18 protein-coding genes are annotated in these 21,794 nt (G+C 70.9%); 8 read left to right on the top strand and 10 right to left on the bottom strand.

Annotated features, from left to right (window positions below; genetic code table 11):
• Window positions 1-15: 15 nt before the first annotated feature.
• Complete coding sequence (locus tag ON30_RS26540; protein ID WP_040711204.1) at window positions 16-765, bottom strand: HD domain-containing protein; 750 nt, start codon at window positions 763-765, stop codon at window positions 16-18.
• Between the two features lie 382 nt (window positions 766-1,147).
• Here ON30_RS26540 and ON30_RS26535 point away from each other — a divergent pair, with 382 nt between their 5' ends.
• Window positions 1,148-1,327: a hypothetical protein gene (locus tag ON30_RS26535; protein WP_040711202.1), complete on the top strand. Its 180-nt coding sequence runs from the start codon at window positions 1,148-1,150 to the stop codon at window positions 1,325-1,327.
• Between the two features lie 41 nt (window positions 1,328-1,368).
• Here ON30_RS26535 and ON30_RS26530 read toward each other — a convergent pair whose 3' ends face one another.
• Window positions 1,369-2,814: an aldehyde dehydrogenase gene (locus ON30_RS26530; RefSeq protein ID WP_040711200.1), complete on the bottom strand. Its 1,446-nt coding sequence runs from the start codon at window positions 2,812-2,814 to the stop codon at window positions 1,369-1,371.
• 220 nt (window positions 2,815-3,034) lie between these two features.
• On the opposite strand from ON30_RS26530, the gene ON30_RS26525 reads away from it, so the two are divergent.
• On the top strand, window positions 3,035-3,337 hold the full coding sequence (locus ON30_RS26525) for a hypothetical protein (RefSeq protein ID WP_040711198.1): 303 nt from the start codon (window positions 3,035-3,037) through the stop codon (window positions 3,335-3,337).
• Here the strand turns inward: ON30_RS26525 and ON30_RS26520 are convergent, their stop codons facing one another.
• Both ON30_RS26520 and ON30_RS39435 read right to left on the bottom strand, forming a co-directional pair.
• Complete coding sequence (locus ON30_RS26520) at window positions 3,338-4,057, bottom strand: class I SAM-dependent methyltransferase (protein WP_040711432.1); 720 nt, start codon at window positions 4,055-4,057, stop codon at window positions 3,338-3,340.
• A gap of 194 nt (window positions 4,058-4,251) precedes the next feature.
• Entirely contained in the window at window positions 4,252-4,398 is a 147-nt protein-coding gene (locus ON30_RS39435; RefSeq protein WP_157183847.1) for a hypothetical protein, read from the bottom strand.
• Window positions 4,399-4,587: 189 nt separating this feature from the next.
• Between ON30_RS39435 and ON30_RS26515 the strand changes: the two genes are divergently transcribed.
• On the top strand, window positions 4,588-5,757 hold the full coding sequence (locus tag ON30_RS26515) for a glycosyltransferase family 4 protein (RefSeq protein ID WP_040711196.1): 1,170 nt from the start codon (window positions 4,588-4,590) through the stop codon (window positions 5,755-5,757).
• On the opposite strand, the gene ON30_RS41310 is transcribed toward ON30_RS26515, so the two are convergent.
• Window positions 5,726-7,738, bottom strand: coding sequence for an MmpA family trehalose lipid delivery protein (locus ON30_RS41310; RefSeq protein WP_051030012.1), 2,013 nt, complete (start codon window positions 7,736-7,738; stop codon window positions 5,726-5,728). The two genes, ON30_RS26515 and ON30_RS41310, sit on opposite strands and share 32 nt — an antisense overlap.
• A gap of 315 nt (window positions 7,739-8,053) precedes the next feature.
• On the opposite strand from ON30_RS41310, the gene ON30_RS26505 reads away from it, so the two are divergent.
• The gene (locus ON30_RS26505; protein WP_245554233.1) at window positions 8,054-9,229 is read left to right on the top strand and encodes a polysaccharide biosynthesis protein; all 1,176 of its coding nucleotides are present in this window, start codon (window positions 8,054-8,056) and stop codon (window positions 9,227-9,229) included.
• 395 nt (window positions 9,230-9,624) lie between these two features.
• On the opposite strand, the gene pgfA is transcribed toward ON30_RS26505, so the two are convergent.
• Window positions 9,625-10,746, bottom strand: coding sequence for a cell envelope lipid trafficking protein PgfA (pgfA, locus tag ON30_RS26500; protein ID WP_040711190.1), 1,122 nt, complete (start codon window positions 10,744-10,746; stop codon window positions 9,625-9,627).
• Between the two features lie 206 nt (window positions 10,747-10,952).
• On the opposite strand from pgfA, the gene ON30_RS26495 reads away from it, so the two are divergent.
• Window positions 10,953-12,098, top strand: coding sequence for an acyltransferase family protein (locus ON30_RS26495; protein ID WP_040711187.1), 1,146 nt, complete (start codon window positions 10,953-10,955; stop codon window positions 12,096-12,098).
• 49 nt (window positions 12,099-12,147) lie between these two features.
• On the opposite strand, the gene ON30_RS26490 is transcribed toward ON30_RS26495, so the two are convergent.
• From ON30_RS26490 to ON30_RS26480, 4 genes are all read right to left on the bottom strand, one after another.
• On the bottom strand, window positions 12,148-16,383 hold the full coding sequence (locus ON30_RS26490) for an alpha-(1->3)-arabinofuranosyltransferase domain-containing protein (protein WP_218006306.1): 4,236 nt from the start codon (window positions 16,381-16,383) through the stop codon (window positions 12,148-12,150).
• Window positions 16,384-16,387: 4 nt separating this feature from the next.
• Complete coding sequence (locus tag ON30_RS37815) at window positions 16,388-16,555, bottom strand: DUF2613 domain-containing protein (protein WP_083911682.1); 168 nt, start codon at window positions 16,553-16,555, stop codon at window positions 16,388-16,390.
• Between the two features lie 191 nt (window positions 16,556-16,746).
• Window positions 16,747-17,841 carry an isochorismate synthase gene (locus ON30_RS26485; RefSeq protein WP_040711184.1) on the bottom strand — a complete coding sequence of 365 codons (1,095 nt, stop codon included), beginning with the start codon at window positions 17,839-17,841 and terminating at the stop codon, window positions 16,747-16,749.
• Between the two features lie 68 nt (window positions 17,842-17,909).
• Entirely contained in the window at window positions 17,910-18,389 is a 480-nt protein-coding gene (locus tag ON30_RS26480) for a universal stress protein (protein ID WP_040711427.1), read from the bottom strand.
• 128 nt (window positions 18,390-18,517) lie between these two features.
• On the opposite strand from ON30_RS26480, the gene ON30_RS26475 reads away from it, so the two are divergent.
• The 3 genes from ON30_RS26475 to ON30_RS26465 all read left to right on the top strand — a co-directional run bounded on the left by ON30_RS26475 (window position 18,518) and on the right by ON30_RS26465 (window position 21,697).
• Window positions 18,518-19,687 (top strand): glycoside hydrolase family 3 N-terminal domain-containing protein, encoded by a 1,170-nt coding sequence (locus ON30_RS26475; RefSeq protein ID WP_040711181.1) that lies wholly within the window; start codon window positions 18,518-18,520, stop codon window positions 19,685-19,687.
• Between the two features lie 195 nt (window positions 19,688-19,882).
• Window positions 19,883-20,482, top strand: coding sequence for a TetR/AcrR family transcriptional regulator (locus tag ON30_RS26470; RefSeq protein WP_040711179.1), 600 nt, complete (start codon window positions 19,883-19,885; stop codon window positions 20,480-20,482).
• Window positions 20,483-20,596: 114 nt separating this feature from the next.
• Window positions 20,597-21,697, top strand: coding sequence for a DUF5685 family protein (locus ON30_RS26465; protein ID WP_051030011.1), 1,101 nt, complete (start codon window positions 20,597-20,599; stop codon window positions 21,695-21,697).
• Window positions 21,698-21,794: the final 97 nt, after the last annotated feature.

Genomic DNA, 21,794 nt, shown 5'->3' with positions numbered 1-21,794 from the left:
CGGTTCCGCGTTTCGCTATTCGGGGAAGGGGGCGAGGCGGACGGTGAGGTTGAAGCCGGCGGTGAGCATCAGGGCCACGCGGCCCGCGGGGACGGCGGCGGCTTCGGCGCGGAAAGCGGCGACCAGGTGACGTTTGAGTTCGTGTCGGGGGTGGCGGGTGAGCAGGTCGGCGACCCAGGCGCGGTCGAGTTCGCCCAGGCGCGCGCCGACCACGTCGACGGCCGCGCCCGCCGAGACGAATCCGCCGGGGTCGGTGAGGTCGCCCGCCACACCCGGCGTGACGTGGGCCGCGATGGCCGCGCCGATGGCGGTGGCGCGTTCGGCGGGCGCGCCGTTGTCCAGGGCGAAGGCGGCGGCCCGTTCACCGCCCACGACCGCGAAACAGCGCCCGGCCGTGGGGTTCTCGAGGTTCAGGTCGTGCAGTAGGCAGGCCACGTAGACGAGTTCGTCGTCGTAGCGCGCGCCGTCGAGGTCGGCCAGCACCCGTCCGAAGAAATAGGTGCGGTAGGAATGTTCGAGCATCGCCGCGGACAGCGTTTCCCGCGCTTTCTCCTCCGTGGCACGGGCGAGACTCGAATCCGGTACGCGCAAGCCGTCGAATTCCAGCCGTCCCCGCCCCCGTTTCGCGGACCATGCCGCGCGGGTCGCGAGCAGGGCCGGGATCTCCCGCGCCAGCGCGCCGCGCAACCGCCACCGCTGCCCCGCCGACAGCGTCCCGCCGGTCCGCGTCGCCCAGTCCCAGCCGAATCCCTCGGGCCCAGCCATGATTTCCCCTCTCCGGGATGAATTCCTATCCGCGCCCGAGGTTTCGGGAGGTGTCCGAGACCGTACCCGCCGGGTCCGCTTCGTGGGTGGAGACGGGACAGGTCGGGTCGGTGTCTCCGGGTCGACGTCGGGAGTGGGTTCGGTCATTCCGACGAGCTCATCCGTTCGAAGTCGACGCCGTTGGGAATTCAACCAACAGGGTCGGCATTCGCCCTGTACAGGAGACGGTTTCGAGGAAAGTGAACCGGGCATTCAGGGGCTGTCCATTAAGCTGAAGCCGCGCGGAGTTCCACTGTTCACTCAGCCCTCGGCTGACTGCTTCCCCTATCGGCGGTCGCGACGACGTCGCGGTCGGCATCGACACGTGAGAGGTGGTTGGGATATGACCGATCTGGAGTCGGTGCCCGCCTCACCCGAGGTGAGTACGGCGTTGTGCCGGGCCGCGGGCCGGTTGCAGACCGTGTTGCCGCCGGGGTGGAGCGTCGAGGTGGCGATGGAACCGGGCGAACCGGGCGAACGCTGCGAACCGATCCTGCGGGTCTGCGACTCGGGACAGCACTGAGGGGCGAGAACCGCAGTTCTCGCCCCTCGCGCGTGGAAGTCCTAGCCGGTCCAGCCCAGCGGCATGAGCAGCGACTTCTGCTCGCAGAACGAGTCGAGCCCCTCGGGGCCGTTCTCCCGGCCGAGACCGGAGTTCTTGTAGCCGCCGAACGGCGAGGTCGGGTCGAAGGCGTACCAGTTGATCGCGAAGGTGCCGGTGCGGACGCGGCCCGCGATCTCGGCGCCGTGCTCGATGTCGGTGGTCCACACCGAACCGGCCAACCCGTAGACCGAGTCGTTGGCGATCGCGACGGCCTCGTCCTCGGTGTCGTAGGGGATCACCGACAGCACCGGGCCGAAGATCTCCTCCTGCGCGATCGTCGACTTGTTGTCGACGTCGGCGAAGATGGTCGGTTCGACGAACCAGCCGCGGTCCAGGCCCTCGGGGCGTCCGCCGCCCAGGACCAGGCGCGCGCCTTCTTCCTTGCCCTTGGCGATGTATCCCTCGACGCGCTCGCGCTGCTTCTCGGAGATCAGCGGGCCGAGTTGGGTGCTGGGGTCGTCGGGCATGCCGACCTTCATGGTCTTCACGTGGTCGACCAGCGCGTCCAGGATCTCGTCGTAGCGGCCGCGTGGTGCGAGGATGCGGGTCTGGGCGACGCAGCCCTGGCCGCTGTTCATCAGGCCGGAGAAGGCGAGCACGGGGATGCTCGCGGCGATGTCCAGGTCCGGGAGCAGGATCGCGGCGGATTTGCCGCCGAGTTCGAGCGAGACGCTCTTGAGCTGTTCGGTGGCGATGGCCCCGATCTTGCGGCCGACGGCGGTGCTGCCGGTGAAGGTGACCTTGTCGACGCCCGGGTGCGAGATCAGGTATTCGGCGACGTCGGCTTCGGCGGGCAGCACCGAGATCACGCCTTCGGGCACGCCCGCCTCGGCGAAGATCTCGGCGACGATGTTGGCCGAGATCGGGGTGAGCGGCGCGGGTTTGAGCACGAGGGTACAGCCGGCCAGCAACGCGGGGGCGAGTTTGTTGACGGCCAGGAACAGCGGAACGTTCCACGCGGTGACGGCGGCGACGACGCCGCGCGGTTCGCGGGTGACCCGCGAGGTGCCGAACGCGCCGACCCGGGTCTCGCTCCACGGGAAGGTCTCGGCGAGGGCGGCGTAGGCGTCGAGCGCCGCGGTGGCGGGGAGCTGGTTCAGCGTCATACTCGCCATGCCGGGGGCGCCGACTTCGGCGGTGAGCGCGGCGAGCAGGTCGGCCGAGCGCTGTTCGATGAGCCGTGCGGCGCGGCTGAGCAGGGCCGCGCGTTTGGCGGGCGGGGTTTTCGGCCACGGGCCGTTGTCGAAGGCGTGACGCGCGGCGGCGACCGCGGCGTCGACGTCGGCACGGACGACGACAGGAACGCTGCCCACCGACTCGACCGTGGCGGGGGAGATGACCTCGAGGCGCTCGGAGGAGGTGGGCGGAGTCCACTGGCCGCCGATGAACAAGCTGTCGTAGTGCATGAGAACACGTTACAGTTTTGTCGTCCGGTTGTCTGTAACATGTTTCAGTTTTGCCGCGCGTCACCGCGTTGAGCTGGGCAAATGCCGACCCGTTGGTATCGTTTTTCCGCAAACGCACTATTGCGTTCCGGGGGGCGACGGAGGATGCTGTAGCTACTGATCAGCTGCTCGATTTTGAACCGATTCTGCATTGATCCGATACCGCAGGGGTGAACCGAACATGGCGGTGCAAGTGATCGGTCGATCGCTGATGACCAGCGACCAGACCGAGCATCAGGCGAAGAGCGTGGGCCACGGGGGATGGGTGGTTTCTTTCCTCCCGGGTCGCACGCTGACCATCGAACAGGCGACGGCGGCCATGCAGGCCGCGGAGGCGGTCGCCAGTGTGCACGCGCTGGCCGACCAGGTCGGGCTCACGACCTTGGAGACGGTGGGGCTGGCGATGCAGGAATCGCCGTGGGGGCAACCGCTACCGGGCGCGTGCGGTCCGCGCGGGTGGCGGCGGGGTTGGCTGGAGAAGTAGTCACTTGGTCGCGACGACGACCAGGTTGCTGACCAGCAATTCCCGCACCACCGGAACGCGCACCAGCCACCACGCCCACGCGGGGTGGTACCGGGGAAAGACCGTGTGCACGCGCGCTGACGTGCGGCCCGCCCAGCGCAGGCCGTCGGCGGCGCGCACCGCGAACAGCGAGGTCCCGAAGCGGTTCTTGGGTTCGCGGCCGTGCTTGCGGCGGTACCGGCGCGCGGCGTACTCGCCGCCCAGGTAGTGCCACGGACCGGTCTCGTGCCCGCCGAACGGGCCGTGCCACACGGTGTAGGAGAGCACGATCAGGCCGCCGGGGCGGGTCACGCGCACCATCTCCTCGGCCATCAGCCACGGATCGGCGATGTGCTCGGCGACATTGGAGGAGAAACAGATGTCGACCGAATCGTCACGGAACGGCAGGGCCGTACCCGATCCGCGCACCGCGCCCGGGACGGTGAGCCCGGCGGCGTGCATCTCGGAGGGGTCCGGTTCGACCGGGATGTAGCGCGCGCCCGCGCGGGCGAATTCGTCGGCGAAATAGCCGGGGCCACCGCCGACGTCGAGAATCGTCGAGCCGCGCAGGTCGCGGCCGGTGACGTCGAGGTGGAAATCGCCGATCATGGCGGCGCTGTCGTGGGCGATCCCGCCGTAGAAGCGGGCGGGGTCGGTCTGCTCGAACCGGAAACTGCCGAGCAGGCGCAGCGATCGGCGCAGGGTCGCGCGGCGGGCGAAGCGGGACGCGGTGTTCCGGGCGGCCGGCGCGACCTGCGGGGCCGCGGTGGCGACGGGCGGCGTCTCGGTTCTCGGCACGGCGGCCAGTTTCGCACAGTGCCCGCGTCGTGTCGGACACGGTGTCGGACATGCCACCGGCCCGGCGCCGCGCGCGCCGGGCCGGTGTGTCCTTCGGGCTAGCCGAGGCCGCTGCTGGCGCCGCTGCCGGTGGACAGCGACGAGCCGAGCAGGCCGAGCAGCAGGGTCAGCACGCCGCCGAGGTCGCCGTCCGTGGTACCTCCGCCCGTGCCGCCGCCGGTCCTGGTCCTGGGTGTCACCTTCATTTGCCACTCCTCATCGTGATGGTGAACATCGAGGCGGACGCTATCGGAGTCGACTGTGAAATGTGTACGTTTCAAAAAATTCCTGAGGATCGATGCCGGGCGGCCCTTCGCGACCGGGTGCGCAAGTTATGGTGTAGCCCGATATCCGAGTTCCCGCCCGGGACCAGACGAAGCGAGAGAAGCTCCACTGTGCGCGAAGTCCTCCTGCTCTGCTGGCGTGACACCGGGCACCCGCAGGGGGGCGGCAGCGAACGCTACCTGGAGCAGGTCGGCGCCCAACTCGCCGCGCGCGGTGTCAAGGTCACCCTGCGCACCGCGCGCTACCGCGGCGCGGCCCGCCGCGAACACGTGGACGGCATCGACATCAGCCGCGGCGGCGGCCGCTACACCGTCTACCCTCGGGCCCTCGCCGCGATCGCCTTGGGCCGATTCGGCGTCGGCAGCCTGCGCGGCGTGCGCCCCGACGCCGTCATCGACACCCAGAACGGCATCCCCTTCTTCGCCGGACTCGTCGCCGACGCGCCCTCGGTGGTGCTCGTGCACCACGGCCACCGGGAACAGTGGCCGGTCGCGGGCAAGCTCATCGGACGGGTCGGCTGGTGGATCGAATCCCGGCTGTCCCCCCGCGTGCACCGCGACAACCAGTACCTGACCGTCTCGCTGCCCTCCGCGGAGGAACTGGCCACCCTCGGGGTGAATCGTTCCCGCATCGCTGTGGTCCGCAACGGAGCCGAACCCGTCCCCGACGGAGCGCCCACCGGCACCACGCACACCCGCGACCCGCAACCGCGCGTGGTCGTGCTGTCCCGCCTGGTCCCGCACAAGCAGATCGAGGACGCGCTCGTCGCCGTCGCCCGCCTGCGCGAGCGTGTGCCGAACGTGCACCTCGACGTCGTCGGCGGCGGTTGGTGGGCCGACAATCTGCGCGAATACGCCGCCGACCTGCGCATCGCCGACGCCGTCACCTTCCACGGTCACGTCGACGAACAGCGCAAGCACGAACTGCTCGCCCGCGCCTGGGTGCACGTCATGCCCTCGCGCAAGGAAGGCTGGGGCCTGGCCGTCATCGAAGCCGCCCAGCACGGCGTGCCCACCATCGGCTACCGCAGTTCGCGCGGACTCACCGATTCCATCGTCGACGGTGTCACCGGACTGCTCGTCGATGACGTCGCCCACCTGACCGAAGCCGTCGGCGACCTGCTCGACGACGACTCCACGCGGGCGATGATGGGCGAGAAGGCCCGCGCCCGCGCGAGCGAGTTCTCCTGGGAGCAGACCGGGAACGGGGTCTACGAAGTGCTCGCGGCCGCCGCCGACGGCAGGCACGTCACCGGACTGGTCGCTCCGGCCGCCGACTGACCGTCTCGCGCGGAGCCGGAGCGGCCACCGCCAGACCGCCCACCAACAGGATCAGCCACAGCGCGTGCGCGGTGATCGCGAGAGTTCTTTGCGCGCCGAGGGATTCGACGTCGCGATCGCGGGCGTCGGGGACACGGTAGAGCGCGAGACGCGCGTCCCCGTAGACGGGTTCCAGCGTCGCCAGGGTCTCGGCCGATCGGCCCAGCGGGCCGGGGGTGTCGCGTTCCACCAGCACCCACCCGACGCCGAGATCGGCCAGCTTGCGCGCCGAACCGCCTTGCAGCAGCGTCGATTCCACCTGGCGGGCGCGCGCGCCCTCGCCGGCGACCACGACTCCGCGCACCGGCAGTTCCCCGGTCTGCAAGACATCGCCGGGCAGCATCCGCGGCGCGGGATCGAGCACGGGCGCGTCGCCGCTGTAGGTGAACCGGCGGAACATCCCCCCGGGCAACACCGCCACGTCACCCGGGCCGTCGACCTTTTCGGCGACTCGCTGCCACGCGATCGGGTAGTGCACCGGCCGCAACGCCCCGCCCACACCCCACGCCAGGTCCAGCAGCGGGACGACCAGGACCGCGATACAGGCTGCGGCGGTGAGGGTGTATCTCGACGTGGTTGTGACTGCGCGCGGTGGGCGTGATCCCGTAGTCGCACCGGCCGAAGTCGACCGACGGTCGCTCGCGGAATCGACCCGGCCCGAGGACATCTCAGCGATCGCTCGGCAGCCCGCGGCGGCGCACAGCGCGTAGGCGGGGACGGCCAGCGCGACGTACTTCTGGGTGTCGCGCAGCAGACCCGCACCGGGGACGTGCACCACCAACCACTCCATGACCGCCATGCCCCATCCCGTCGCGGCCAGTGCGGGCAGGACCACCGCCACACCCGCCAGGACGAGCAGCGCGCGTCGGATACGCAGTCCGTCGCGGTCGGCGGAATCGCTCGTCCAGACCGCGCGCACGCCGAACGCCACGAGAATCAGCAGCAGCGCGGTACCCAACGCCGCGACCGGCGTCGTGCGCGAAGCCGGAACCGCGTCGCCGTTCCAGATCCCGCCCATGCCGGCCAACGACCCGAGTGTTCCCAACCACGGCTCGGCGCGGGCGGCGAACGCGGTGATCCCGGTCGGGTCCGAGGGTTCGGCCCCCGCGCCGGACAACGCGGTCGCCACCGTCCAGGGGGCCGACACCGCCACGATCAACAGCAGCGTCGCGGGAAGACGGCGACGCCCGACCGTCACCAGGGCGACGCACCCCGCCAGCAAGGCCCCCGTCGGAGTGAGTCCGGCGGCGGCCAGGCAGGCCACCAGCGCCCCCCACGCCCCGACAGCGGGAGTCGGGCGGAGGCGCGCGACCATCGCCGAACGCGAGCGGACCCCGGTGGATCGCGCAGGGTCGTCCGGCGTGCCGACGGTGGGATCGATCTCCGCGGCGACCAGGTCTGCCGACGCCGTGGTCGGGCGGGGGCGCTCGACCGGGGGCGGTGCGATCGGTGAACGTGCCGTGCCCGGATCGACGCACGCGCGCAGGCGACGGGCGGCCAGGACCGTCCACGGCAAGGCCGCGTACCCGGTGAGCAGGCTCCAATGACCTTGCAGCAGGCGTTCGGCGACGTAGGGATTCCAGATCGCGACGGTAGCCGCGACCAATTGCGGACCGATCGGGACGCGCAGCAACTCACGGGCCGAGAGGGCGGCTCCGTAGCCCGCCGCCCACAGCGCGACCAACAGAATGGCCTTCACCAGGACGCCACCGTCGACCACCGGGGTCAGCAGAGCGAGCAGGGCGTCCTGGGGGACTGCGCGCGGTGCGGCGTCACCGAGGCCGAGCGCGGAATCCGTCGGATAGGAACGCGGGGTGCTGACGGCATCGCGGAGCAGCAGATATCCGGGGCCGAGCAGCGGGCCCGCCACCAAGGCGGTGAGGACCGCGCTGTACGCGGCCGGAATCGTTCCGGCCCATCGTGCGTCCCGTCCCTCGCTCACGGACCCACACCCTACGGACCCGCCACGCGCGCCCCCACCCGGCTACGCGGATCAGCGCGCTGGGCGCGCCCGGTGCGGATCGGCGGCGGGACGGTTCCGCGCGTGTTGTCGGCGGTCTCGGGTTTCGGGCGCTGGACGCGACCGGTGCGGACCAGGGGCGGGACGACCTCCGCGCGGGTCCTGGACCAGTCCGGGTTTCGGCGCGCTCGGCTGCCCTGGTGGCGGCGTCGGGGGGCTGAGGTGCGACGATGGGGTGTGCTCGCCGTCCGTCGTCTCCCCGTGGTGGCCGATCTGACGTTGGTGACCGCGGGCGCGATGACCGCCAATGTGGCGGGTTATCTGTTGCAACTGCTGGCCGGGCGCTGGCTCGGCGTCGCGGGATACAGCGAATTCGCCAGTCTGCTCGCGGTGCAGTTGTTGTGCGCGGTGCCCGCGCTGGCGTTGCAGAACGTCGTCGCCCGCGAGGCGGTGCGCGGTGCGAGCGTGGCGGCGCTGCGCGGGTTGCGGTGGCGCTGCGCGGTGATCGTCGCCGTGGTGGCGGCGGCGCTGATCCCGGTGGTGACGGTCGCGCTGCAAGTGAGCGCGGCGGCGTGTGCGGCGGCCTTGGGCGCGGCCCCCGCGTTGGTGCTGCTGTCCGGTGAGCAGGGAATTCTCCAAGGTGCCAGGCGGTTCCGCGGTTTGGCGGTGGTGTTGGGGACGGCCGGGATCGCGCGCGTCGCGCCCGCGCTGGTGGTGTTGGCCCTGGGCGGTGGCGCCGCCGCCGCGCTGCTGGCCGCCGCGCTGGGCATCGCGGTCGCCGCCCTGTTCGCCCGCCGTGTGGCGGGCACGCCCGAGATCGCCGCCGCGGCCGCCGAACCGATGCCCGTGGGTGTGGTGCCGGTGCTGCGGGCGGCCCAGGTGCAGGCCGCGCTGATGGCGCTGTCCTCCGCCGATCTGATAGTGGTCCGCATGGTGCTCGACGAACCCGACGCCAGTCGCTACGCCCTGGGCACCATCGCCGCGAAGATCGCGTTCTGGCTGCCGCAGGCGGTCGGTGTGGTGCTCTACCCCCGGATGGCCCAGCCCGCGCATTCGGCGCGGGCCATCCGCGACGCGCTGGGCGTGCTGTCCGGAATAGGCGTGGCCGCGGTGGCCGTGGCGGCGCTCGCCGCGCCCGTCGCCCCGGTGCTGGCCGGTCAGGACTACGCGCCGATCCAAGGTCTGCTGTGGGTGTTCGCCCTGCACGGGGCGATCCTCGCGGTCCTGCAAGGCGCGGTGCTGTCCGCGATCGCCGTCGACCGCACCGCCTTGGCCGCGCTCACCTGGCTCGGCCTGGCCGTCGAGGTCACCCTGATGCTCGTCTTCGCCCGCAGCGTCACCGCGCTGATCGGCACCGCCGTCTCGGTCGCCGCCGTGACGACGCTGATCGTCGCGCTGGTCGTCCTGCGCTCCGCGCGCCGCACCGCCCTCGACGCCCCCGTCCGCGTGGGAGCCCCCGAACCTCAGCTCTGAGCGCTCAGGCCCTCGACCGCAGATCGCCGTAGTGGGTGTGCGCCTCGGCCGCGAGCGTCCGCGGCGAACCTGCGTCGGTGACGGAGGCGGGGCGGAACGCCATTTCCAGGACGAAGGGTCGATTCCGATTCATTGTGCCTGCCCCGGGCGGTGTCGCGGTTTCGATGTCCCTATAGCGGCCGACGAACACCGGGACCAGCGTCGGCGCAGCGAATTCCCGCGCACCAGATGACAATTCGTGCCGATCACGGCCGGATTTCAAGGAGGTTTCGGCGCATCGCGGAACGTTTGCCGGAATAACCGGCCGTGCGATTTTCGTCGCGTACAAAAGAATTCGGCTCCCCGGTGAGGAGGCCGGGGAGCCGAATTCGAGGTTGCTCGCGTCGAGCGGCGGATCAGAGACCCTTGCGGATATCGATCTGCTCGGTGGGCGAATCGTCGGGGCGCGGGCCGCCGACGGGGGAGCGGTAGCCGCCCGGGCCCGCGGGAGCGGTGTTGCCGCCGCCGCGCAGGCCGAGGACGACGCCCGCGATGACGGCGATCACGCCGAGGATGCCGAGGATGATCGGCATGGTGCGGCCGTACAGCGACAGCTTGTCGATGTTGTCCTTGGCGATCGAGATCTGGGACTCGACGGTGTTCTCGTCGAAGATCAGGTTCGACTTCAGCGCGGTCACTTCCGGCTTGTCGGCCGTGCGCGAGTAGTACAGGTGCAGTTGCTCGCCACCCTTGATGATGGTGCCGGTCTGCGGCTCCACCCACACGTCGCGGGTGTTGGTGTAGTAGCGCGACATGGTGACGTCGCCTTCACCGGGAACGCCCCACTTGGCGGCGGGCAGGGTCAGGCGGTTGGTGGGGGCCTGCACGACGTCCCACAGGTTGGTGGCGGGCACCGACTGCTGGAAGTGGTAGACCTTCATGCTGTTGATCTCGGTCTCTTCGATGAAGTTGATGTCGAAGGTCGCGCGCGCGTTGAGATCGAAGTAGGGGTAGGTCTTCTTCTCGGTGCCGATCGGGAACCGGTACTGCAAGCCGGTGTGCTGCACCGGGTCGGCGATGCTCTCACCGGCGGTGTTGGTGCTGACCGCGATCGAGCCGTTGGGCTCGGTGTCGACGGGCATGCCGTCCTTGCGGTCGATGGTGACCCGGTCCACGCTGGCGGTCAGCAGGCCGGTGTCGCCCTGCTTGTCGATGCGGCGCAGGGTCTGACCGGCCTGGACGGTCATCTCGCTCGCGCCGGACGGTTCCTCGACCGTGACGAAGCGCTGCGAGATCAGCGGCACGTTGGTGTCGATCTTGGCCGACCCCTCCGGCGCGGTCAGCGACTTGGAGTCGAGTACCAGGCTTTCTTCGCCCGCCTTGTTGTTCGCGATCGTGGTGATCTCGAGGTCGAGCGGAGTTTTCGCCAGTTTGCCGACGGTGTAGGTCGGGATCAGCAGCGCCATCACGATGAGTAACGCGCCGAGACCCACGAGTAGGCAGGCCACCGTCCTTCTGGTACCGGCACTCAGTGCCATGCAAACTCTCCTCGTCGTAGAACACAGGTCCATCCGGCGAGTACTGCGAGCAGGCCGCGGCACTCGTGAGCCCCGACACTAACAGTCCGATGTCGTACCATGCGGTGCCGAGGCCGGATTTCGACCAGAAATCGACCGAGTTTAGCGCGAGAAGTGAAACGAGTGGTTCTCAACCCGGGGAATCGGGAAGGCAGATCGGTGATCCGATGACGGTGACTCTTTCCGCCACGAACGCGCCGCCGCGTGCGCGCGGTTTCGTACCCGCATTGGAGGGAATGCGCGCGATGGCGGCACTGGGTGTGCTGCTCACCCACGTCGCGTTCCAGACCGGCGCCGCGGGCACACCGGTGCTCGGCCGGGTGTGGGGTCGCTTCGACATGGCCGTGGCGGTCTTCTTCGGTCTGTCCGGATTCCTGCTGTGGCGACCGCACGCGGGTGCGGCCCGCGGGTTCGGCGACGCGCCGAACGCCGGACGCTATTTCCTGCATCGCTTCGCCCGGATCGTGCCCGCCTACTGGGCGGTGGTGTGCGCGGTGCTGCTGCTGTTGCCCAACGCCGCCGACACCGCGGGCTTCCGGGTGTGGCTGTCCAATCTCGCGCTGCTCCAGGTGTTCATCCCCCTTACGCTCACCGACGGCCTGACCCAGATGTGGAGCCTGTCGGTCGAGGTGGCGTTCTATCTCGCGCTGCCGCTGTTCGCCTGGGCGCTGGTGGGTCTGCGCGGACGGGCCGTGCGCTGGCGGATACCGGTGATCCTGGGCGTCGGCCTGCTGTGCCTGGGCTGGAACTTCCTGCCGGTGCCGACCCCGGACGCCATCCACGCCGACAACTGGCTGCCCGCCTATATCCCGTGGTTCGCGGGCGGGATGCTGCTGGCCGAGTTGGTCGACAAACCCGACGTCCCCGCGCGGTGGCGGCGAATTCTCGGCAGCCAACCGCTGATGTGGACGATCGCGGCCGCCGCTTTCCTGCTCTCGGCCACCGATCTGGCGGGCCCGCCCGGACTCACCAGGGCCGAACCGTGGCAGTACGTGCTGAAGATGGTCTTCGGCGCGGTCATCGGATTCGGTCTGCTGGCCCCGTTGGTACTCGGCGAAGGCCGTCACCGCTGGCTGACCTCCCCGGTGGCGGCCATGCTCGGCCGCTGGTCCTACGGCATCTTCCTGTGGCATCTGGCGGTGCTGTCGATCATCTTCCCGGTGTTCGGAATCCTGCCGTTCCAGGGCGATTTCGGCTACATCCTGCTGCTCACGGTCGCCCTGACGCTGCCGTTGGCCGCCGCGAGCTACGCGCTCATCGAGGACCCCGCCCGCCGTTTCGCCCGGCGCTTCGACAAGTCCGCGCGCCACTGACGCCGCGCGGCCCCGGCGGATTCGGCGGCGCGCGTCCGTCGCGCGCGGATCAGTCGCCGGTATCCGGACCCTTCGGCCGCTGCCGTCTCGTGACGGGTAGCGCCGCGAGGCCGACGGCGACCACCGCGACGACCGCGGGCAACTGCACCCAGATCGAGTTGCCGACATAACCGCCGGGCGATCGCCACGGCCCGGTCGACAGCGCGGCCAGCGACACCATCGTCGCCACGCCCGCGACCCCGGCGAGCCAGTTCACGCGCACCCGTGGCGCGAACCAATACATCGCCGCGAGGCCGGCGACGGTCAGGGCCGCGCCGACGACACCCGCGATCACCGTGGCCGCGGCGAGCACACCGAGCACGGCGAGAACGCGTGAGTTCCAGGTCCGCGGCGGGTCGTGCGGTGTCACGCGGGGACCGCGCGGGACGGCGAGCGCGAACAGCGGCAGCAGGAGCAGCAGTCCGCCGAAGATGCCCAGGCGATACCAGCGGTCGGCGGGGAAGGAGACGGTGACCGGTCCGGCGGCCTCGGCGTCGGCGGGGAGCAGCCACCCTTGCTGCCAACCGTCGACCACCACCGGGTCGAGGGCGGTTCCGTCGCCGGTGTGCGCCTCCCAGCCGACGTTGGTGCTCAACGGCAGGACCAGCAATCGCTGCGAGGTCGGCGCGGGAGCCGGGGGCGGATCGGTGCGGTCGAGGCGCAGGCGGTCGACCGAGAAGACGTCGGTGGGGCCGACTTCCACGCTCGCCCGGCCGGGCAGCAGCACCAGTTCCGGCGGCGTCTCGGCCGGACCGGAGTCATCGAGCGCGCAGACGCGCGCCGGAACCGGCGCGCCGGAGCGCAGGTCCTCGACGGTCGCGGTGATCGTGGTCCGCATCGCGATGCCGTCGACGCTGACCGACGGGCCGAGCGCGCACGGCACCGTAATCAGGCGGTCGAGGCCGGCCGGTTCGGGGTAGTCGGGGCCGAGTACGGCGATCTCGGCGAGCCCGGCCGGTTGGGTCTGGGCGAAGCCGAGCGCCGTGCGGTCCAGCACCGGTTTCCACGACTGGATGCTCACCTCGACGCGATCGGTGACCGTGGGATACAACTCGATGCGCGCGGGCGTGCCCGGTTCGCGGTCCGGGTCGAGTTCGCGCACCTGCGGGCCGTTGCCCAGGTTGACCGACACCGAGGTGGCCTCGGCGGGCAGTTCACCGAGCGAAGTGGTCAGGTCGAGACCGGTGACGAGTGCCGGTTCGGGCAGTTCGACGGTGAGGGTCGGTTTCGCGCCCACCACGTCGCGGGCGGTGTCCTCGGGGGCGGTCCAACTGGTGCGCGGGTCGCCGTCGGTGGCCGCGAACGCCGACCCGCGCAGGTCGCCGACATCGGCCTTGCCGCGCGCCACCGGACGATCCGGATCGGTGAGCAGCGCCTCCAGGGCCGGACCCTGGCGGGTGCGCACGGTCAGATCCGGCGTGACGCGCAGCGGTTCCGGCACCGACAGCGTGCGTTCGAAGTGGCCCGGTTCCTCCGGGGCCAGCCCGAGGCCCTTGCCGCAGCGGACCCGGTCGGGTGCGTCGAAACAAGCGCCGCGGCCGGGGAATTCCTGGCCCAGATCCCACCCGATGACCGGCGTGCCGGACGGGACGGGCGGCAGCACGGTGCGATGGGTGATGTCCACGCGGTGCGGCGCGTTCCGGTCGCTGTAGTCGTCCAGCGACAGTTCGCTGATGCCGAATTGTCCGCCGCGCCCGCCGCCTTCGGTGCGGATCGCGGTGACCTTCAGCCAATCGGTCTTCCCGACCGGCAGCGAGATCGTCACCGACGCACCGGGTTCGGTGACGCGCGCGGACACGCTGCCGTTGGCGGTGCGGACCTCCACCCACTTCACCGGGTCGCCGATCGCGGCCGGACTCGTGGTCAACCGCAGCAGTCCGTTGCTGATCGGTTGGTCCAGGTCCAGCCGAATCCATTGGCCGACCGCGTGCTCAAGGCCGCCGCTGAACCACGACGTCGACGGGTCGCCGTCGATCACGGCGGCGGTGGAACTGCCCGGCGCGGCCCCGCCGATCTGGGTGGCGTCGGCGGCCGAACTCGACGCGGTGATCGTCGCGCCGGACCATTCGCCCCGGACCAGGTCGGTGTCGGCCACGGGATAGTCGGGGACGAGGTTGTGGGTGCGCCGCGGATCCTCGGGGGCGCGCAGCGCGGAGTTGTGGTTGTCGACGCGGCCGACGTCGGTCTCCCGGTCCATCGGGGTGTCGGTGATCAGCGTCGGTCGGGCGGGCAGACCGGCGCGGGCGGCGTCGGCGGCGAGCACGGCCGGCGCCTCGGGGTGGTCGGGGTCGCGGCGCAGGCGTTCGAGCACTTCGGGGCCGCCCGCGACGGTCGGTACGGCGTCCAGGTCGACGGTGTACGCGCCCGGCACCCGCGGCGGTGCGCCCACGCCGCTCTCGAACTGCGTCGGAGTGCCCGGCGGGGCGGCGTCCACCCGGTAGATCTCGACCGCGCGGTAGGCGGGACGGAGATCGCCGTCCACGACCAGACCTTCGGCGATGGCGGGGGCGACGATCGGATTGCCGAAAGCCGCCACCTTCGTCAAGCCGGGTGAACCTTCGATGGCGCGATGCGCCAGCAGCGGACGCGTCGACCGCGAGGTCTCCGGGTCGAGATCGTTGCGCAGCACCAGGACGCCGATGCCCTGACCGGCCAGCGCCGCCGCCAATCCGGCCGACGGACGTCCGTCGGCGATCAGGCGCTGCACCGAATCCATCGCGCGGATGGTCCCCGGCGGGTTCAGCGGGACGGCGTCGCGCACCGCCCAGGGTGTGGTGGCCAGGGCCTGCAACGGTTCGTCGCGGGTCAGACCCCACACCTGACTGCCGAACGGCGCGCCCGGCACCACCAACGCGCGCGTGTCTGAGGCGTTGTCGGCCAGCCACCGCGCGGTCTGGGTCCAGTACTCGGGGACCTCGTCGTAGGCGCCGCGCGGCGCGAGTTTGCCGGTCCAGGCCAGCGAGGTCGACAGCGCCAGCGCGGTCAGCACCAGCGCGGCCACCGCCACCGTCCGGTCGCGTTCGGGATGGGCGAACGCGCCCGCCCACTCGCGCATCGGCGCGGCGGCGGGCAGCGGAACCCGGCCGAGCAGATGCGCGACGCCGAGCACCAGCGGCAACCGGATCAGCGGTTCCAACTTGTGGACGTTGCGCAGCGGCGCGCCGCCGGAATCCAGGAACAGGCGCACCGATTCGGCGAACGGACCGCTGAGCTCACCGACATAGCCCGCGCAGATGCCGACCAACCCGACCAGCAGGATCAGCGCCAGCCGACCCCGATGCGGCATCGACCGCATCGCCAGACCCGCCATGCCCGCCGCCGCGAGCAGACCCGTCGCCAGCACCGCGCCCGGTTGGGTGACCAGCACCGCGCCCGCGATGCGCTCCGGGGAGACGAACGGCGTCCAACTGTCGGTGCCGCGCAACACCTCGGCCAGCGAGGCCCACTGCGTCGTAACGCCCGAGGATTCGATGTAGTCCAGAAATGGCGGACTGACCCGCCCGAGCAGCAGCAGCGGCACCGCCCACCACAGCGTCGCCATGGCCAGCAGCGGAATCCAGGCCAGCGTGAACCGCCGCCAACTCCGGTTCGGACGCATCGACGCCCACCACAGCAGGGCGGGCAGGAAGGCCGCGACCGTCGCCACGGCGTTGACCGCCCCCATCAACGCCAGGGCCACCGCGCTGCCCGCCGGGGAGGCCGCGCCGCCGCGCCGCCGTCGTCGACAGGCGGTGCCCAGCGCGGCGGGCGCGAGCAGCACCCACGGCGCGAGCATCATCGGCAGCGTCTCCGAGGAGATCGAGCCGAGGGTGGTCAGCACGCGCGGGGACAGCGCGAACGCGACGGCCGCGATCACCCGCGACCCGCGATTGCCGATGCCGAGGACCTCGTACAGTCGGACGATGCCCCAGAATCCGGCGAGCAGCAGCAGCGCCCACCAGATCCGCTGGGTCACCCAGGCGGGCAGCCCCAGGACGTGACCGGCGGAGAAGAACGCGCCGTGCGGGAAGAAATAGCCGTAGGCCTGGTTCTGCACCTGGCCCATGGGGGCCTGACTGCTCCACAGGTGGGACGCGCGGTCCAGGAAACCCAACGGGTTCTGCGCCAGGTCGTATTTGGTGTCGGCGACCGTGAGGCCGGGGGCCTGGAGGAAGGTGAGCAGGAACGCCACGACCACGGTCGCGGCGAACCACCGTCTACCCAGTGGCGCGACATCGGGACCTGCCGGTGCCGCGACGGAGGTCAGTGGCTCAGCGTGAGCCGTACTCAACGTTGTTGAGCAGCGAGGAGCTCGGATCGCCGTGATCGAGTTCCGGGCGAGAGTTCTGCTGCACCGCGGCGGTGATCACGAACACCGCGATCGCGCCCAGGACCGCGCCCGCGACCGCACTGGCAACACCGGGGACAGCAAATTTCATCGCGGGACTCCAATACTTCGCAGCAGGCACATTCCGGGTCAACCTAGCAGGCGGATCGGCTCCGGGGTGCCATCAGCCCGCGATTCGGCATGCCGACCGTCCGGATCGTCCGCAATGGTCGGTCCTCCCGCCGGCCGGTCCGACCCGGCTCTCGATGGGTGCGGGTCGAGGTGGGGCCGTTCCCGGGGGGCTCAGCGTTCCGGTGGCGGACAGTCCAACGCGCGCAGGAACGTGCCGAGTTTCGCCGTGGTCTCGTCGAGTTCGACCACCGGATCGGAGGCGGCCACGATCCCGCCGCCCGCGAACGCGCGCAGCGTGCGCCGGTCGGGGGCGAGTTCGGCGCAGCGGATCGCCACAAGCCACGAGCCGTCACCCGCGGCGTCGCACCAGCCGACCGCGCCGCCGTAGCAGCCGCGGTCGCCTTCGTCGCGGGTGATCGTCTCGAGGGCGAGCGCGGTCGGGGTGCCGCAGACCGCAGGGGTGGGATGCAGCAGGACGGCCAGGTCCAGCGCCGTGGTCGACGGGTCGCGCAACGTCGCGGTGATCGGCGTCGCCAGGTGCCAGACCTCCGGCGTCCGCGCCAGTTCCGGCTCCTCCGGGACGGACAACTCCGCGCACAGCGGGTCGAGCCGTTCGCGGATCCAGTCGATGACGTAGGCGTGTTCGGCGCGGTTCTTGGCGTCGGCGCGCAGGTCGCGGGCGCGGGCCGCGTCCTCGTCCGGGTCGGCCGCGCGCGCCGCCGTCCCCGCCAAGGGCCGCAGCGACACCGTGTTCCCGTGCCGGGTGACCAGCACCTCCGGGGTCGCCCCGACCAGCGTGGACGCGCCGCGCCCGGCGGGCGAGAGGTCCACCGCGTAGACGTTCGCGCGCGGGTGACGGGTGAGTAGATGCGCCGCGATCACCTCGGCGTCGAGATCTCCCTCGGCCCGCAGCAGCACCGACCGCGCGGCGACGACCTTGCGCAGCGGTTGCGACGGATCGTTCAACGTGTCGACCAGTTTGCGGACCCGCGCGATGTGTTCGGCGGGATCGGGGATCTGTTCGATCACCCGCACCGACGGCAGCGGGGGCACCGCCGCGGGCCGCCACGGCCCCGCCGTGTGGGTGAACTCGGCGGGCTCGAACAGCGCGGCGGGCGCGTGCGGGTCGAACGGCAGCGCCCCGACGACCGGACCGGTCGACCCGCCGCGCAGCGCGGCGATCGCGGCGGCGGGCTCGGTGAAGATCCGCCGGTGGCCGCGGGCCCGCAGGACGCCGTCGGGCCTGGCGAGCAGGAATTCGTCCATGATTCCTCGACCCTAGCCCCGGATCGGCGTCACTCCCGCCGAGTGCGACGGGGATCTCGGGCTCTCGGTCAGGGACGGGGTTCGCGACCGGGCGGGACCAGCAGCACCGGCCGGTGACAGTGTTTGAGCACCGCGTCGGCGACACTGCTGTGCAGCAGCGCGCGAACCCCGGTGGCCCCGCGGGTGCCGGCCACGATGATGTCGACGTCGAGTTCGTCGGCGCAGTTCACGATGGCGTTCCAGATGCCGGTGACGCATTCTGCGGTGCGGGCCTCGGCGTTGAGTCCGGCCAGTTTCGCCAACCGGACGCCTTCGATGTTGATATTCCGGGCGTCGACGTAGGCGATGTCCTCGATCTCGTCGTCGGGGACCCATTCGGGCTGCATCACCCCGGACAGTCCGGACAGTCGCGCGGCCTGGCGGACCATCGGCTCCCAGGCGGTCAGGACGACGGCGCGTTCGGCGGAGAGGAAACGACCCGCGTATTCGACCGCCCGCTTGGCGTTCTCCGAACCGTCGTAGGCGATGAGCATCAGATCGCAGGCCACGATGACCTCCTCCACGGGGCGTCGCACGGCTGTTTTCCCAGATTACCCCCGGAATCGATGGCCTCGGGCCGGGCGCGCCCACCCCACCCGGGGGCAGCCGCCGTTCGGCCGCGCACTACCGTTGAGCCATGCGGAAGACGCCTCTCGTTCTGCTCGCAGTCCTGACCGCGGTGACCGCCTCCTGCTCCGGCGGCGACTCCGAACCGGTCGCCGCCACCTCGACCACGACGGTGGCGGCGGGCCCGACCGGTCAGGTCACCGGTTCGCCCTCCGACACCCCCGCCCAGCAGGACTGCTCGACGGCCTATCTGGCGAAGTTCACCCAGCGCCAGAAGCTCGCGCAACTGCTGACCGTCGGCGTCACCGGCGGGGCGGACGCGCTCGAGACGGTGCAGTCCGAGCAGGTCGGCGGCATCTTCGTCGGCGGCTGGACCGACAAGACGATGCTGACCGACGGCGAGTTGGACCGCATCCAGACCGCCGCCATCGTGCCGATGATGGTCACCATCGACGAGGAGGGCGGCCGCGTCTCCCGCGTGGGCGATCTGATCGGCACCGCCCCGTCGGCGCGGGTGACGGCCCAGACGATGACGCCCGAGGAGTTCTACGAGGCCACCGTGACCCGGGGGCGCAAGTTGAAGGCCCTGGGTGTGACGGTCGATTTCGCCCCCGACGTGGACGTCAGCGATCAGCCCGACAATTCGGTGATCGGAGACCGGTCCTTCTCCGACGACCCGCAGGTCGTCAGCCGCTACGCCGACGCATACATCCGGGCCATGAACGAAATCGGTCTCGGTTCGGTGATGAAGCACTTCCCCGGTCACGGGTCGGGGTCGGGTGATTCGCACACCGGCGCGGTGCGCACGCCGCCGCTGGATCAGTTGCAGACCGTGGACCTGGTGCCGTTCCGTGAGTTGATCGGTTCGGGCGCGGCGGTGATGGTCGGTCACCTGGACGTGCCGGGGCTGACCGCGCCGGAGGTGCCCGCCAGCATCAGTCCGGCGGCGATGTCGCTGCTGCGCGACGGAACCGGTTACGGCGCCGCGCCTTTCGACGGGGTCATCTTCACCGACGATCTGAGCGGCATGGCCGCGATCACCGACCGTCTCGGCATCGAGGCCGCGGTGGAGGCGGCGTTGGCGGCGGGGGCGGACAACGCGCTGTGGATCAGCACCTCGGCCGTGTCGAGCGTGCTCGACCGCCTCGAGCAGGCCGTGGCGAACGGCACGCTGCCGCCCGCGCGGGTGGACGCCTCGGTGCTGCGCAACGGCGAATACAAGGGCGCGTTGCGCTGCTGAGCGGGGTGCGCGGTCGTTGGCGGTGGCCACCCGACTGCCCGTAGTGTGTGCGAATTCGATCCACCCGCGTGCGGACGCCGTGCGCGGGTGGTTCGGTTCGTGGCCGGTGCGGGTCGCGGCGACGGGGCAGCAAATCCGACCCCGCCGAACTTACCTTGGAGTAATATAGGACTTCACTGTGCGGTAGGAGAGTGGATGGCGGGCGGTACGAAACGGCTTCCCCGAGCGGTTCGTGAGCAGCAGATGCTCGATGCCGCCGTGGAGGTCTTCTCGCGCAAGGGGTTCCACGATACCTCCATGGACGCGATCGCCGCCGAGGCGAAGATCTCCAAACCCATGCTGTATCTCTACTACGGCTCCAAGGACGAATTGTTCCGCGCCTGCATCCAGCGCGAGGGCCTGCGCTTCATCGAATCGGTCGCACCCGCGGGCAACCCCCTGCTCTCCCCGCACGAACAACTCCGCACCGCCCTCGAGGGCTTCCTCGGCTTCGTCGACCACAACCGCAACTCCTGGCAGGTGCTCTACCGGCAGGCCATCGGCCAGCAGGCGTTCGCCTCCGAGATCGAGAACGCGCGGGAACGGGTCATCGAACTGACCGCCAAACTGCTGGAATCCAGCGCGCGGCACCCCGAACCCGGCACCAATTTCGACATCGTCGCCGTCGCGGTGATCGGCGCGGGCGAGGCCATCGCCGACCGGGTCGCCAGCGGACGCATCGAGGTCTCCGAAGCGGTGGACCTGCTCGACGATCTGGCCTGGCGCGGCCTGGCGGGCCGCAAGAAGGCCGACTAGCGCGCGACTCGCCGTGGACGCGGCACGCTCGGCTTGCCGGAGCGCGCGCGGACTGTCAGAGTTCCCTATCCGCGGTATCCGGCCGCGACCTGGCATCGAAGGAAACGGGGCCGCATGTTCGGTCTGCTCACCCCGTGCGCCCACGGCGCGCGCAAGTACGGCATCGACGAATCCGAGTGGCACGCCCAACTGTGCGGGCTGTGCGTGGGCCTGCGCGACGGACACGGGCACCTCGCGCGCACCGCTACCAACACCGACGCCCTGGTGCTCAACGTCCTGGTCGACGCCCAGCGCGGCGGCGTCGCCACCCGCACGGCCGCGGGCCCGTGCGCGTTGCGCGGGATGCGGCGCGCCGAGATCGCCGCGGGCGACTCCGACGGCGTGGTCCTCGCCGCCACGGCCTCGCTGCTGCTGGGCGCGGCCAAGATCCGCGATCACGTCCAGGACGCCGACGCGCCCGGAGTGCTGCGTCATCCGATGGCGCGGGTGTCCGACAGTTGGGCGCGGCGGGCGGGCGCGCAGGCCGCGCTGATCGATCTCGACCTCGCGCCGCTCGTTTCGGTGCTGGAGGCCCAGTACGCCGTGGAAACCCGTGCCGCGGCGGCGGATTCGACCGTCACCCTGGACGATCTGACCGAGTCGACCGGGCGGTGCGCGTCCGAGTTCTTCGCGCACACGGCGGTATTGGCGGGCGCCACCGAGAATGTCGGGCCGCTGCGCGAAGCGGGGCGACAGTTCGGGCGGATCGCGCACCTCGCCGACGCCGTCGAGGACATCGAGGACGATCTCGCGCACGGCCGGTTCAACCCGCTCACGGCCACCGGCACCTCCCCGGAGGCCGCCTACGGACTGCTGCGCGAATCGGAAACCGCACTGCGCGAGGCGATCTCCCGCACCGGCTTGGACAGCGAGTCGACCGTGCGCTGGATGCTGCTCGACCCGCTGTCCAGCGTGCTGACCGGAATGGGGCGCGACCTCGGCCTGCACCCGGACGGCCACCACCCGCAGCAGTATCCGTACCAACCGCCGCACGATCCACGTCAGCGGCAGCGCAAACCGACGCTGCGCGAAGGTATCGGCCTGCTGTTCCAGTACCCCACCGGCTACGCCTGCTTCGCCGACCACACCCGCCCGTGCAGCGGCAAACGCAAACGCGCCTGGCGCAAGCGGATGGACTGCTGCTGCGACTGCGGCGACTGCTGCTGCGACTGCTGAGGACGCACGCTGACCGGGTGAAATGTCCGGCTCGCGCCGCGGCGCGCGGCCTGTCAGGATGCCCATGATCGACATGAGGAACCGGGCGGCGCGCGAG

This window comes from Nocardia takedensis NBRC 100417 (assembly GCF_000308695.1).
In the GTDB taxonomy this organism is placed as follows: Bacteria; Actinomycetota; Actinomycetes; order Mycobacteriales; family Mycobacteriaceae; genus Nocardia; species Nocardia takedensis.
This window is presented reverse-complemented; position numbering and strand designations above follow the sequence as displayed.

Excerpts from the sequence above, each read along its gene's own strand:
- ON30_RS26540 (WP_040711204.1), bottom strand. The coding sequence starts at position 765 with ATGGCTGGGCCCGAGGGATTCGGCTGGGACTGGGCGACGCGGACCGGC.
- ON30_RS26535 (WP_040711202.1), top strand. The coding sequence starts at position 1,148 with ATGACCGATCTGGAGTCGGTGCCCGCCTCACCCGAGGTGAGTACGGCG.
- ON30_RS26530 (WP_040711200.1), bottom strand. The coding sequence starts at position 2,814 with ATGCACTACGACAGCTTGTTCATCGGCGGCCAGTGGACTCCGCCCACC.
- ON30_RS26525 (WP_040711198.1), top strand. The coding sequence starts at position 3,035 with ATGGCGGTGCAAGTGATCGGTCGATCGCTGATGACCAGCGACCAGACC.
- ON30_RS39435 (WP_157183847.1), bottom strand. The coding sequence starts at position 4,398 with ATGAAGGTGACACCCAGGACCAGGACCGGCGGCGGCACGGGCGGAGGT.
- ON30_RS26505 (WP_245554233.1), top strand. The coding sequence starts at position 8,054 with ATGACCGCCAATGTGGCGGGTTATCTGTTGCAACTGCTGGCCGGGCGC.
- pgfA (WP_040711190.1), bottom strand. The coding sequence starts at position 10,746 with ATGGCACTGAGTGCCGGTACCAGAAGGACGGTGGCCTGCCTACTCGTG.
- ON30_RS26495 (WP_040711187.1), top strand. The coding sequence starts at position 10,953 with ATGACGGTGACTCTTTCCGCCACGAACGCGCCGCCGCGTGCGCGCGGT.
- ON30_RS37815 (WP_083911682.1), bottom strand. The coding sequence starts at position 16,555 with ATGAAATTTGCTGTCCCCGGTGTTGCCAGTGCGGTCGCGGGCGCGGTC.
- ON30_RS26485 (WP_040711184.1), bottom strand. The coding sequence starts at position 17,841 with ATGGACGAATTCCTGCTCGCCAGGCCCGACGGCGTCCTGCGGGCCCGC.
- ON30_RS26475 (WP_040711181.1), top strand. The coding sequence starts at position 18,518 with ATGCGGAAGACGCCTCTCGTTCTGCTCGCAGTCCTGACCGCGGTGACC.
- ON30_RS26470 (WP_040711179.1), top strand. The coding sequence starts at position 19,883 with ATGGCGGGCGGTACGAAACGGCTTCCCCGAGCGGTTCGTGAGCAGCAG.
- ON30_RS26465 (WP_051030011.1), top strand. The coding sequence starts at position 20,597 with ATGTTCGGTCTGCTCACCCCGTGCGCCCACGGCGCGCGCAAGTACGGC.